The 12,265-nt window shown below is 63.6% G+C and carries 11 protein-coding genes and 1 tRNA gene; 5 read left to right on the top strand and 7 right to left on the bottom strand.

Features of this window, described 5'->3' with window-relative positions:
- Positions 1-26: 26 nt before the first annotated feature.
- The 5 genes from FHR22_RS06065 to FHR22_RS06040 form a co-directional block, all read right to left on the bottom strand.
- On the bottom strand, positions 27-965 hold the full coding sequence (locus FHR22_RS06065) for a DUF808 domain-containing protein (RefSeq protein WP_166939937.1): 939 nt from the start codon (positions 963-965) through the stop codon (positions 27-29).
- Positions 966-985: 20 nt separating this feature from the next.
- The gene (locus FHR22_RS06060) at positions 986-2,359 is read right to left on the bottom strand and encodes an aminotransferase (protein WP_166939935.1); all 1,374 of its coding nucleotides are present in this window, start codon (positions 2,357-2,359) and stop codon (positions 986-988) included.
- Positions 2,360-2,478: 119 nt separating this feature from the next.
- On the bottom strand, positions 2,479-3,219 hold the full coding sequence (locus FHR22_RS06055; RefSeq protein ID WP_166939933.1) for a gamma-glutamyl-gamma-aminobutyrate hydrolase family protein: 741 nt from the start codon (positions 3,217-3,219) through the stop codon (positions 2,479-2,481).
- 66 nt (positions 3,220-3,285) lie between these two features.
- A complete protein-coding gene (locus FHR22_RS06050; protein WP_166939931.1) occupies positions 3,286-4,257 on the bottom strand; it encodes a glucokinase in 972 nt (323 codons plus the stop codon).
- Positions 4,258-4,698: 441 nt separating this feature from the next.
- Positions 4,699-4,783, bottom strand: a tRNA-Leu gene (locus tag FHR22_RS06040).
- A 117-nt stretch (positions 4,784-4,900) separates the two neighbouring features.
- On the opposite strand from FHR22_RS06040, the gene FHR22_RS06035 reads away from it, so the two are divergent.
- Positions 4,901-5,998, top strand: a complete 1,098-nt coding sequence (locus FHR22_RS06035; protein WP_166939927.1) for an AI-2E family transporter — start codon at positions 4,901-4,903, stop codon at positions 5,996-5,998.
- A 1-nt stretch (position 5,999) separates the two neighbouring features.
- Here FHR22_RS06035 and FHR22_RS06030 read toward each other — a convergent pair whose 3' ends face one another.
- Positions 6,000-7,454 (bottom strand): coniferyl aldehyde dehydrogenase, encoded by a 1,455-nt coding sequence (locus FHR22_RS06030; protein ID WP_166939925.1) that lies wholly within the window; start codon positions 7,452-7,454, stop codon positions 6,000-6,002.
- A gap of 730 nt (positions 7,455-8,184) precedes the next feature.
- On the opposite strand from FHR22_RS06030, the gene FHR22_RS06025 reads away from it, so the two are divergent.
- From FHR22_RS06025 to FHR22_RS06015, 3 genes are all read left to right on the top strand, one after another.
- The gene (locus FHR22_RS06025; protein ID WP_166939922.1) at positions 8,185-9,372 is read left to right on the top strand and encodes an acetyl-CoA C-acyltransferase; all 1,188 of its coding nucleotides are present in this window, start codon (positions 8,185-8,187) and stop codon (positions 9,370-9,372) included.
- Between the two features lie 196 nt (positions 9,373-9,568).
- Positions 9,569-10,036, top strand: a complete 468-nt coding sequence (locus FHR22_RS06020) for a DUF1090 domain-containing protein (protein ID WP_166939920.1) — start codon at positions 9,569-9,571, stop codon at positions 10,034-10,036.
- 129 nt (positions 10,037-10,165) lie between these two features.
- Positions 10,166-10,561 carry a hypothetical protein gene (locus tag FHR22_RS06015; RefSeq protein WP_166939918.1) on the top strand — a complete coding sequence of 132 codons (396 nt, stop codon included), beginning with the start codon at positions 10,166-10,168 and terminating at the stop codon, positions 10,559-10,561.
- 22 nt (positions 10,562-10,583) lie between these two features.
- Here FHR22_RS06015 and FHR22_RS06010 read toward each other — a convergent pair whose 3' ends face one another.
- A complete protein-coding gene (locus FHR22_RS06010) occupies positions 10,584-11,045 on the bottom strand; it encodes an SH3 domain-containing protein (RefSeq protein WP_166939916.1) in 462 nt (153 codons plus the stop codon).
- Positions 11,046-11,172: 127 nt separating this feature from the next.
- Between FHR22_RS06010 and FHR22_RS06005 the strand changes: the two genes are divergently transcribed.
- The gene (locus tag FHR22_RS06005) at positions 11,173-12,171 is read left to right on the top strand and encodes a 2-hydroxyacid dehydrogenase (RefSeq protein WP_166939914.1); all 999 of its coding nucleotides are present in this window, start codon (positions 11,173-11,175) and stop codon (positions 12,169-12,171) included.
- Positions 12,172-12,265 lie beyond the last annotated feature (94 nt).

The raw sequence follows: 12,265 nt of genomic DNA, 5'->3' as shown, positions 1-12,265 counted from the left end.
CACGTGGCTCGTTCAAGGGTGACAAATCAGTGTGCTGCCTTCTTTCCCGGAATGAAGTGCAGCACGCCAACGATGACCCCGCCGAGCAGAAATCCGAAAATTCCGTCGCCGGTGGCTTTGATCAGCCACGTCCACAGTCCTTCAAGCGGCAGACCACCCGCAATCGAGTGCGCAAGGCTTTCCAGCGCCTCGGCGATCCCGCCGATATGATATCCGTGAAGCCCGTGCAGCACGATCTGCCCGCCGACCCACAGCATCGCAGCGGTTCCGATGACCGCCAGTGCCGCGAGCAGTTTCGGCATGAACGACACCAGTCCGCGACCGATGGCCCGGCGCGCGCTATTGCCTTTCTTTGCCATATGCAGGCCGATATCGTCCATCTTCACGATCAGCCCGACGACGCCATAGACCGCGATGGTGATTGCGACCGCGACCACCGCGAGCGTCACGGCGCGCATCGCGAAATGCTCGTCGAGCACTTCGTTGAGTGCGATCACCATGATTTCGGCCGACAGGATGAAATCGGTGCGCACCGCGCCCTTCACCATCGTCTCTTCATGATCCTTGTCGGCGACAATCTCGGCGTCCTCGGCCAGGCTCGTCTTATCCTCCTGGAGCGAGTGGATCACCTTCTCCGCCCCTTCGAAGCAGAGATAGGCGCCGCCCAGCATCAGAAGCGGCGTGATCGCCCACGGCACGAAGGTCGACAGCAGCAACAGCGCCGGCAGGATCAGGACCAGCTTGTTGAAGATCGACCCCTTGGTGATCCGCCAGATAATCGGCAACTCGCGGTCGGGGGTGAAGCCGGTGACATAGCGCGGCGTCACCGCGGTATCGTCGACCACCACCCCCGCCGCCTTGACCCCGGCCTTCGACGCCGCAGCGCCGATATCGTCGATGCTCGCGGCGGCGACTTTGGCGATCGTCGCAATATCGTCAAGCAGGGCAAAAAGGCCGGAAGGCATAGGGGGTTGGTCTTTCCTGTTTAGAGCGCGCGGAGTTTCGGCATCACCTCATCGAGAGATTTGCGGATGATGGCAACCATCTCGTCAATCTGTTCGGCGGTGATGATCAGCGGCGGACACATCACGATGCTGTCGCGGATGGCGCGCACCATCAGCCCGTTCGCGATGCAGGCGTCGCGTACCATCGGTCCCGCCGTGCCCTCTGCTCCGCCGAAACGCGTGCGCGTTACCTTATCGGCGACGATCTCGACCGCGCCGAGCAGGCCGATCGAGCGCGTTTCGCCAACAAGCGGATGATCGTTCAGCGCCGCGAGTTCCTTCGCCAGATGCGGGCCCGTGACGCTCGCCGTCCGCTCGACGAGACCCTCGCGTTCGATGATTTCGATATTCTTGAGCGCGACCGCCGCCGCGACGGGATGGCCCGAATAAGTGAAGCCATGGACGAAATCACCGCCGGTCTTGAGCACCTCGACGACATGCGCTGCGACCGCCGTCGCCGAAATCGGCAGATAACCCGACGACAATCCCTTCGCCATCGGCATCAGGTCGGGCGTGAAACCCATGGTTTCGTGACCCCACATCTTGCCGGTGCGCCCGAAACCGCAAATCACTTCATCGGCGACGAGCAACAGGCCATATTTGCGCACCACCACCTCGACCTTCGGCCAATAATCCTTGGGCGGGATGATCACGCCGCCCGCGCCCTGCACCGGCTCGCCGATGAAGGCGGCGCAATTTTCGGGGCCGACCTCGATGATCTTGTCCTCGATCGCCTGGACACAGGCGTCGCAGAAATCCTCCTCGGTCATCCCCTGCCCTTCGCCGTAATAATAGGGCTGGCGGACATGTTCGACGCCGGGGATCGGCAGATCGCCTTGCGCGTGCATCGCCTTCATCCCGCCGAGCGACACCCCCGCGACGGTCGAACCATGGTAGGCGTTCCAGCGGCTGATGAAGACAGTGCGTTTCGGTTCACCCTTCAGCTTCCAATAATGGCGCACCATCCGGAAGACGGTATCATTCGCTTCGCTGCCCGAGGCGTTGAAGAAGATATGCGGCAGGCGGTTGCCCGTCAGGCCCGCAATCTTGGCGGCGAGGGTCACCGTCGGCGGCGTGGCGGTCTTGAAGAAGGTGTTGTAAAAGGGCAGTTCGCGCATCTGCGCCGCGGCCGCCTCGGCCAATTCCTCGCGGCCATAGCCGACGTTGACGCACCACAGCCCGGCCATCCCGTCGAGGATGCGATGGCCGTCGCCGTCGTGGATATAGCAGCCCTCGGCATGGGTGATGATGCGGCTGCCGCCGAGCTTTTCGATTTCGGCCCAATCGGCCTGTGCGGGCAAATGATGCGCGACGTCGAGGCGGCGCAGTTCGGCGATGTCGTGATTGCGGGGCATGTCAAAAACTCCTGATCGATGGGCGGCCGAAGCGGCAAAGAGACGTGGAAAGCGTCCGGTCGATCAGGGAGAGAAGCAAAGCCGCGCGAGATAACGGTCGTAGCGGGTGACGCGCCGGTTCACAGCGCACCCCGCAACGCCAGCCCGAGCAGGCGAAAATAGGTCTGGCTTTCTTCGTTGCCGTCGGCCCCCCATTCGGGATGCCATTGCACCGCGAGCAAGGGCGCGCCGTTCGGCCGCGCGCTGAACGCCTCGACCAGCCCGTCGGGCGCGCGCGCTTCGACCGACAGCCCGTCGGCCAACCGGCCGACGCCCTGATAATGCACCGAATTCACGTCGAGCGATGCCATGCCATAGGCCGAAGCCAGCATCCCGCCTGCGACCAGTTCGACATGGTGGCGATGATCGAACATCGCATCGAACAGCGTCCCGTCGGGCGTATGGTGGCGCAGCAGTTCGCCGTTCGTCGCCGTGTCGCGGCGCAGCGTCCCGCCGAGCGCCACATTGATGTCCTGAAACCCGCGGCAGATGCCGAACAGCGGGCGCTGCGCCGCGATCACCGCATCGACAAGGTCGCGCATCATCCGGTCGCGGTCGGGGTCGAACGGGCCGTCGCCCGCGTGCTCCTCGCCATAGCGCGCCGGTTCGACGTTCGACGGCGATCCGGTGAGCAATACTCCGTCGAGCCGGCCAACGATCTCGTCGGCGCGCATATATTCGGGGAGCGACGGGATAAGGAGCGCAGCGCAATCGGCGTGGCGCATCGCCGCCGTCGCATAGCGGTTCATCACCGCCTGCGCCTGTTCCGCTCCCACCTGTCGGTTGCAGGCAATGATACCGAGGACGGGGCGGGCGGACATCGGAAGCGTTTTCCTTTCGCCTCCCTAGCTGCCGTCTTTCACGGCGCGATGCCAGCGATATTTGCGTCAGCCGTATTGGCGCGCAAAGGCGGCCGCAGCGCCGAACAGCCCGGGCTGCGGATGGGTGATCAGCTTCACCGGAAGCGCCGACATGAAGCCTTCGAACCGTCCCTTTTCGACGAAGCGTTCTGGAAAACCCGAACGAACAAGGCTGTCGCGGATGCGCAGCCCCAGCCCGCCCGCAATGACGACGCCGCCGGCACCCTGCGCGAGCGCCAGGTCACCCGCCACGCTGCCGAGCGACAGGCAGAAGCGATCGACCGCCGCGGCGGCAAGGCTGTCCTCCCCGCTCAGCGCATTGGTCCAGATCGCCTTGTCGTCGAGCGGCGTCACCGCCCGTCCTTCGAGCGCCGCGAGCGTTTCGTAGATATCGATAATTCCCGGTCCCGATACGATCCGTTCGATCGATACCCGCCGGTGCCGCTTGCGCAGCCTTGCGAGCACGGCATCTTCGATGCTGTCGAGCGGCGCGAAGTCGATATGTCCGCCCTCGGTCGCCTGGACGCGATAGTCGGCGCCGTTACGCCAGATATGCGCGACGCCAAGCCCGGTGCCGGGACCGATGACACTGATCGTTCCGCTTGCGGGCAGCGGTCCGTCGGGACCGGTCAGCCGCTCGAAATAGCGTTCGTCGGCCTGCGCCACCGCATGGCCGACCGCTTCGAAATCATTGACCAGCACATAGCGGTCGACGTCCAGCTTCTCGCCGATCAGGGCCGGTCGGATGATCCACGGATTGTTGGTGAAGCGAATGATCTCGCCGCGCGTCGGCCCGGCAATCGCGATCGCGATCGCGCGCGGCAGCGACCCACCCTGCCGGTGCGCAAAATCCTGCCACGCGGTCTGGAAACTCGCATGATCCTTCGTATGCAGCGTCGTTTCTTCGCCCAGCGATACCACGCGGCCGCCTTCGACTCCGGCGATCGCAAAACGCGCATGGGTACCCCCGATGTCGACCGTGACGATGGCTTCGCTCATGACTCTCCCTCGCCGATCCGCAACGGCCTCGGCGCACGAATGTCGCATGGGCGCGGTCGATGCAACAAGGCATAGCTATGCGCGCGGTCGCCGGCGGGTTTGCCGGGGCTATTGCTTCAGCATGTCGAGTGCGACGTCGACGATCATATCCTCCTGTCCGGCAACGGATATGCGATCTCGCTGTCGGGTTCGCCGGCCCAATTCGATCCGGCCAACGCACCCGGGATTGCTGCGAAGCTGCGGCGAACCGCCGACAAAATCGGTCAACGCCTCGGTGATAGAGCATGACGACTTTACTCGGACTCGTCATTGCGAGGAGCGAAGCGACGCGGCAATCCAGAGTGCGCGTAAACTCGCTCTAGATTGCTTCGCTACGCTCGCAATGACAAGAAGGGCGAAGTAACATCCAACGTCGATCGTCGGTGCGACTTTGACTGGAAATGGTGCCCCTGGCCGGACTCGAACCAGCACTCCTTGCGGAACCGCATTTTGAGTGCGGCGCGTCTACCAATTTCACCACAGGGGCCCGTGGACGGCGAGAAGGGGCGTTGATTCCCTGTCCGCAACCGTTGCGGGGAGCCGTTGCCACATAAAGGCGGTTTTAGTCTAGTGGATAAGCGACATGGTGCATTAAGAGGTGGCCATGACCGAAAAGACCAAAGCTTCGCCGGCGCCATCCACAACAACGCGTGCGAAGGCTGAAACCGCCCCCGCATTCGGCCCGGGCCGAATCGCCGCCGCAGCGCTGATCGTCATCGCGATCGTCGGCGTGGCGTGGCTTGCCATCGAATTGACGCGCTTCTTCATGCTCGTCTTTGCCGCGATCGTATTGGGTGCGGTCTTCGATGCGATCGCGAGCTGGCTCTGCCGCCGGACCGGGATGAAACGCGGCTTTGCCCTCGCCCTTTCGGTCGCCGGCATCATTGCGATCTTCGCCGGCGCGTTCATGCTGTTCGGTTCGCAGCTTGCCCGCGAAATCGACACGATCCAGCGCCAGATCCCGCAAGCCTTGGCCGGCGTTGAAGCTTTCCTCGACCGCTACGGCCTCGGCGCCCGCGTCCGCGAAATCGCCGCCGTCGGCAGCGACGATATCTCGCGGCTAGTGTCGCAGGCCGGCGGCTATGCGCTTGCGGCGGGCAGCGGCATCGCCGATTTCGTGCTGGTCCTCGTTGCTGCGATCTTCCTCGCAAGCGACCCCGCAACCTATCGCCGCGGCCTGCTGTTGCTCATGCCGGCCAAGGCAGAGGAAACCGCCTCACTGGCGCTGGAGGATGCAGGGCGCGGTCTCAAGGGCTGGATGGTCGGACAAGCGGTCTCCTCGCTCGTCGTTGCCGCACTGACCTGGGCGGGGCTCGCCGCGCTCGGCGTGCCCGCCGCGGGCGGGCTCGGGCTCATCGCCGGGCTGCTCGACGTCATTCCGATGATCGGGCCAATCATCGCGGGTGTCCCCGCCGTCCTGCTCGCTTTCACCGTATCGCCCGCGACCGCGCTGTGGACGCTGATCCTGTTCCTCGCGATCCAGCAACTGCAGGGCAATTTCCTGCAGCCGATGATCCAGAAGCAGGCGGTCGACGTTCCGCCCGCGGTGCTGTTGTTCGCGGTGGTCGCGGCGGGCATCTTGTTCGGCTTTCTCGGCGTGCTGCTCGCGGCGCCGCTGACCGTCGTCGTCTATGTGCTGGTCCAGCGCGTCTATGTGAAGACGCTGCTCGGCAAGCCGATCAAGGTAGCCGGGAAGGATTGAGCTACTTTTTCAGTTCCTTCGCCAGCGTCTTCGCCGTTGCCTTGCCATAGGGCGGCTTGAACCCCGCGAGCCCCGCGACGTCGAGCTTCGGCTGCCGATAGACGGCGCGGGCGTGGCTGAAGGTGCGGAAGCCGTCGACGCCGTGATAATTGCCCATTCCCGACGGCCCGACGCCGCCGAAGGGCAAATCCTCCATCGCGTTGTGGAACAACACGTCGTTGACCGTCACGCCGCCGGAGATCGTCCGCGTCAGCACGCGGTCCTCCTCGCTCTTGTCCTGCCCGAAATAATAGAGGCCTAGCGGGCGGTCGTTCGCGTTCACATAATCGATCGCGTCGTCGATGGTCTTGTACGTCTTCACCGGCAGGATCGGACCGAAGATTTCGTCCTGCATCACCTTCATGTCGTCGGTCGGGTTGCGAACGATATGGAGCGGCATCTTGTGGCCATTCGAGCTGGCGAAATCCTCTCCGCCCGGATTGACCTCGATCACCTCGGCGCCCTTTTCGCGCGCGTCGGTCAGATAGGATTGCAGCCGGTCGTAATTGCGCGTGTTCACCACCGAGGTGTAATCGTCGTTGGCGAGCAGGGTCGGGTAAAGCGCCGCCGCGCCCTTGGTGACGCTGTCGATCACAGCGCCCTCCTGATCCTCCGCGACAAGCAGATAATCGGGAGCGAGACAAATCTGCCCCGCGTTCATCATCTTGCCGAGCGCGACGCGCTGGCCGACGAGATCCTTATTGGCGCTGCGTCCGATGAAGGTCGGCGACTTGCCGCCCAGTTCGAGCGTCACGGGGACGAGATTATCCGCCGCGGCGCGCATGATATGCTTTCCGACGCTGGTCGCGCCGGTGAAGATCATATGGTCGAAGGCAAGCTTCGAGAAAGCGATCCCGACGTCGGAATCGCCCGTGAACACCGCCATTTCGCTTTCGTCGAAATAATCCGGGACCAGCCGCGCCATCAGTGCCGAGACATGTTCGGTAAACTCGCTGGGCTTGATCATCGCACGGTTGCCCGCGGCGAGGATGCCCGCCATCGGCACGAAGACCATGCCGACGGGGAAATTCCACGGTGCGACGACCCCGACGACGCCCTTCGGCTGATACACGACCTCGGCTTTCGCGCCGAGCAGCCCGAGCGGGAAGGTCGGCTTGCGCTTCTCCCCCTTCGACCAACTCGCCATATGCTTCCTCGCATGCTTGAGCGCGCTGACCGACGGCATGATATCGGTCATCAGCGTCTGGTCGCGGCTGCGATGGCCGAAATCCTCGCTCACCGCCTTGGCGAAATCCTCGGCATTATCGACGAGCAGCGCGATCGCACGGTCGATGCGGTCGGTGCGCACCGCCAGCGTTTCGGGCATCGCGGCGGTAAAGCTCGCCTTCTGCGCTGCGAGCACGTCGTGCATGCGCTGCGTTTCGCCGGCGATATCCTGTTTGATTGCGGTGGCCATGCCCCGTCTCCCCTTTGATTTCACGCGATGTTGATCATGCCGCACGGCAGGTTGCAAGATGAAACGCGCTGTAGCAGTCAAAAAACGGCGGAAAACTAGGCAACTTCACTCTAAAATCGCATTTTGCGCCGTTTTTCTTGGCCCCGCTCGCGCGGCTTAAAGCCACAAAAGACACGCATGCCGAGGTCAGGATTGTGTCCTTTGTGACTTTAAGATGATCCCATGAGGGAGCCAGCGCGCCCCGTCCTGCGACCACGGCTAGCGCATCGGGATTTTGTAGGACAGGGATTTTGGGCCGGTTGGGTCGGCGCTGAAGAATATCGGCTTTGGGGTGGATTTGAGACATTCCCCTCCCCTGTAGGGAGGGGTTAGGGGTGGGTCGCGAGCGCAGCGAGCAAGAGGAAGAGCGCCGCCTTCGGCGGCTACCCACCCCCAGCCCCTCCCTAAAAGGGAGGGGAGAAGAACATCCGCAATCGGCCGCTTTCGCCCTCACCCCTCGTCATCCCGGGCTTGACCCGGGATCCCGCTTTTTTTGGGGCTTCCGCAGCTTTCGACGTCAAGCGGGACCCCGGGTCAAGCCCCGGGGTGACGAAAAGGGATAACGGCAACTCCCGGCCGGAAGCAGCCATTCGCGCACAGGCGTAAGGCAAGGCCACCGCCCTCTTTCGCAAGTGCAGCATTTCCGCTAAGCGACGCGCCGACCTATTCTTTCCCCACGGAGTCTTTCGATATGACCGCCACCGATCCCGTCGTTTTCCTCTCCTACGCCCGCACCCCGATGGGCAGCATGCAGGGCAGCCTGTCGGACGCGAGCGCGACCGACCTCGGCGCGACCGCGGTCAAGGCGGCGGTCGAGCGCGCCGGCGTTTCGGGCGACGACATCGAGCGTATCTATATGGGCTGCGTCCTGCCCGCCGGGCTGGGCCAGGCCCCTGCGCGTCAGGCCGCGATCAAGGCCGGCCTGCCCAAGTCAGTGCAGGCGACGACCGTCAACAAGGTGTGCGGTTCGGGCATGCAGACGGTGATCATGGGCGCCGAAGCGCTTGCCGCCGGCAGCATCGACCTGATCGTCGCGGGCGGCATGGAATCGATGACCAATGCGCCGTACCTGCTCAAGAAGCACCGCGGCGGCGCGCGGATCGGTCACGACACCGCTTATGACCATATGTTCCTCGACGGGCTTGAAGATGCGTATGAAGCCGGCCGGGCGATGGGTACTTTCGCGCAGGACACCGCCGACGCCTATCAGCTTTCGCGACAGGCGCAGGATGATTATTCGATCGAATCGCTGAGCCGCGCCAAGGCGGCGATCGCCGACGGGGCCTTTGCCAATGAAATCGCGCCGGTCACCATCTCGGGCCGCAAGGGCGACGTCGTCGTCGACACCGATGAAGCCCCCGGCAAGGGCATGCCCGACAAGATCCCGACGCTGAAGCCCGCCTTCGCCAAGGACGGCACGATCACTGCTGCGACCAGTTCGTCGATCAGCGACGGCGCTGCCGCCGTCGTGCTGACGCGCCAGTCGGTCGCCGACGCCAAAGGCGCGAAGCCGGTCGCCAAGCTCGTCGCACACGCCGCGCACGCGCAGGAACCGAAGGATTTCACGATCGCCCCCGTCGGCGCGATCAACAAGGTGCTGGCGAAAGCCGGCTGGTCGATCGGCGACGTCGACCTGTTCGAAGTCAATGAAGCGTTCGCTTGTGTGGCGATGTTCGCGATGCACGACCTTGGCATTCCGCACGACAAGATCAATGTCCATGGCGGTGCGACCGCGCTCGGCCATCCGATCGGCGCCAGCGGGACGCGCATCATCACGACACTGATCGCGGCACTCCAGCGCCACGGCAAGACGCGCGGGATCGCCAGCCTCTGCATCGGCGGCGGCGAAGCGACGGCGGTCGCAATCGAATTGATTTAAGTTATTACCGGAAAATGGTTGCGTGGCGCCGCCGTATGGCGGCGCCACTTCGTCGCTATCGTGCGACATTTTGCGACACTAATGACCTGAAAATAAACGCGGCATTCCGGTTCGGTTCAAGCCGGCCGGCCTAGACCATTGCTTGTCATCGGGCGGATACCCCCTTCCCCCTGACGGATTGAAAAGGAATGGCACCATGAAGAGCAAATTTCTCGCCGCCGGCCTGATCGCCGCGATGATGGTCCCTGCGATGGCGCAGGCCCAGACCCGCGAGATTCGCAAGGATCGTCAGGAACTGCGCGAAGATCAGCGCGATCTGCGCAATGCCCAGCGTCGCGGCGACCGCGGCGACATTCGCGACGCACGCCACGACGTGCAGGACTCGCGCAAGGATCTGCGTGAAAGCCAGCGCGACTGGCGCCGCGACACGCGTTACCAAAATTATCGCGCGCCGTTCAAATATCAGCAGTTTCGTGTCGGCTCGACGCTGCGCTCCAACTATTACGCGCCCAGCTATCGCCCGACCTGGGACAGCCGCTGGGGGGTACCGCGTGCCGGCCGCAACCTGACCTATGTGCGCCATTACAACGACCTGCTGCTGGTCAATGCGCGGAACGGCAAGGTCGTGAAGGTCTATCGCAACCACTTCAACTGGCGGCGCTGACCGTTAGACATCGTCGGACGTCAAAAGGGTCGATGGACAACATCGGCCCTTTTTCGTCCTGGTGATTGTCGTTGCCGCGTCCACGCGAAAGACATAGCCTCAAGCTTCCAAAGGGGGGGAGGTACGAACATGAAAAAGCTCGTTCTGCTTGCGGCGCTCACGGCGCTATCGGCCTGTTCGCAAAAGGCTGAAGAGAAAAAGGAAGTTGCTGCGGAGCCGGCCGCCGAGGCCGAGCCGGCAGCGACGTCCGACTCGGGGACGCCCGCGGGAAGTTATGACGTCAAAATGGCCGATGGCACGATGGCCACCACAACAATCAACGCCGACGGAACCTATGTCGACACCGACGCCAAGGGCAAGGCGACCAAGGGTCAATATGCGACCCACGACGGCAAGGATTGCTTCGATCCCGATGGCGACGAAATGGGCATGTGCTGGGCGCTAACGAAGCCCGCAGCCGACGGCAGCTTCACCGCGACCGCCGATGACGGCACGGTCGCCACGGTCACGCCGAAGAAGAAGTAATGGCCTGCTATATCCGGGGCGGTCACTCGCCCCAGATATGATCGGTCTCGACCCAGCCGCGCCGGCCCTTCACATCGAACAGGCACCAGCCATTGGCGCAATCGGTGATCCGGCCGACGACGCCGGGTTCGGCACGATAGGAAATTGCCGCCGACAGGCTCGCGGCGGCGCGTAGCGGGCGAATCTCGTCGGTGATGATCGCCGTGCGCGTCCGGCTGAGCAGCCGTGCCGCCATCCAGCCCTGCGTTCCGTCTGGATCCTCGATCTTCCGCCAATTCTCGAAGCGCGCAATGACTTTTACCGGCAGATCCTTGCGCCGATATTCCCAGATCACCGGGACGTCGGGCGAAGGCCCCTTGCGCATGCGCGCCTCATCGACGCTGATCGACGCCCAATAGGGCAGCGCGACGGGGTCAGATTGCGCAGACGCCGGCCCCACAACGGCGAGCGACAGTAAAATTGCGGCTAATTTCCGGCTGGTCATCCATCAGCCTTGTCAAAATCGGCGGGTCTTTTCAACCGGTCGCTGCATGCAAACGGATGATCGTCCACAGCATCGGCACGCACCCACCCCCTTGACCCTTTCGCATCGGCACGCTCTATCGGCGGCCATGCCTGATTCATCCCGTCCGAAACGCCCCCGCGTCATCGTCACCCGCCAGTTGATGCCGCATGTCGAGGGGCGCATGGCCGAATTGTTCGACGTCGCGCTGTCGGCGCATGACGACGCGTTTACGACCGAGCAGCTCAAAAAAGCCGTCACCGATTGCGACGTGTTCGTGCCGACCGTCACCGACAATATCGACGCGGAGATCATCGCGGCGGCGGGGGAGCGGCTGAAGCTGATCGCCAATTTCGGGGCCGGGGTCGATCATATCGACCTGGCCGCCGCGCGCGCAAAGGGGATCATGGTATCGAACACCCCCGGGGTGTTTACCGAGGATACCGCCGATATGACGATGGCGCTGATCCTGTCGGTTCCGCGCCGCCTCGCCGAGGGCGAAAAGCTGATGCGCTCGGGGAAATGGGAAGGTTGGGCGCCCAGTACGATGCTCGGCCACCGCGTCGGCGGCAAATTGCTCGGCATCGTCGGCATGGGGCGGATCGGTCTGGCGGTCGCTCGTCGCGCGCGCGCCTTCGGTCTGTCGATCCACTACCACAATCGCAAACGCCTGCCCGCCGCGATCGAGGAAGAACTGGGCGCCAGCTATCACGCGAGCATCGACACGCTGCTGCGGATCAGCGACATCGTCACGATCCACTGCCCGCACACGAGCGAGACGCACGAGTTGGTGAGCGCAACACGGATCGCGGCGATGAAACCGACCGCCTATCTGATCAACACCGCGCGCGGCGAGATCGTCGACGAAAAGGCGCTGGTCACGGCGCTCCAGACGCGCCGCATTGCGGGGGCGGGGCTCGACGTCTACACGCACGAACCGGCGGTCGATCCCGCCCTGCTAGCGCTCGAAAATGTCGTGCTGCTCCCGCATCTCGGCTCGGCAACGATCGAGGGCCGCGAAGCGTCGGGCGAAAAGGTCATCGCGAATATCCGCGCCTGGTGCGACGGGCACCGGCCGCCCGATCAGGTGCTGGAGGGGTGGGCGTGACTTTGTCGCTGATTTGACTCGCACAAAGCCACAAAGATTCCTGTATTCCGTTGGTGTTGAGCTTGTCGAAGCATCGTCCTTCCTCGGCTCAAGG

The organism is Sphingopyxis panaciterrae (assembly GCF_011762125.1).
GTDB lineage: Bacteria > Pseudomonadota > Alphaproteobacteria > Sphingomonadales > Sphingomonadaceae > Sphingopyxis > Sphingopyxis panaciterrae.
Note: the sequence above shows the minus strand (reverse complement) of the source record. Positions and strands in the feature narration are given on the sequence as shown.

Coding starts and splice junctions, on each gene's coding strand:
- FHR22_RS06030 (WP_166939925.1), bottom strand. CDS start 7,454: ATGGCCACCGCAATCAAACAGGATATCGCCGGCGAAACGCAGCGCATG.
- FHR22_RS06005 (WP_166939914.1), top strand. CDS start 11,173: ATGCCTGATTCATCCCGTCCGAAACGCCCCCGCGTCATCGTCACCCGC.
- FHR22_RS06035 (WP_166939927.1), top strand. CDS start 4,901: ATGACCGAAAAGACCAAAGCTTCGCCGGCGCCATCCACAACAACGCGT.
- FHR22_RS06050 (WP_166939931.1), bottom strand. CDS start 4,257: ATGAGCGAAGCCATCGTCACGGTCGACATCGGGGGTACCCATGCGCGT.
- FHR22_RS06015 (WP_166939918.1), top strand. CDS start 10,166: ATGAAAAAGCTCGTTCTGCTTGCGGCGCTCACGGCGCTATCGGCCTGT.
- FHR22_RS06060 (WP_166939935.1), bottom strand. CDS start 2,359: ATGCCCCGCAATCACGACATCGCCGAACTGCGCCGCCTCGACGTCGCG.
- FHR22_RS06020 (WP_166939920.1), top strand. CDS start 9,569: ATGAAGAGCAAATTTCTCGCCGCCGGCCTGATCGCCGCGATGATGGTC.
- FHR22_RS06065 (WP_166939937.1), bottom strand. CDS start 965: ATGCCTTCCGGCCTTTTTGCCCTGCTTGACGATATTGCGACGATCGCC.
- FHR22_RS06010 (WP_166939916.1), bottom strand. CDS start 11,045: ATGACCAGCCGGAAATTAGCCGCAATTTTACTGTCGCTCGCCGTTGTG.
- FHR22_RS06025 (WP_166939922.1), top strand. CDS start 8,185: ATGACCGCCACCGATCCCGTCGTTTTCCTCTCCTACGCCCGCACCCCG.
- FHR22_RS06055 (WP_166939933.1), bottom strand. CDS start 3,219: ATGTCCGCCCGCCCCGTCCTCGGTATCATTGCCTGCAACCGACAGGTG.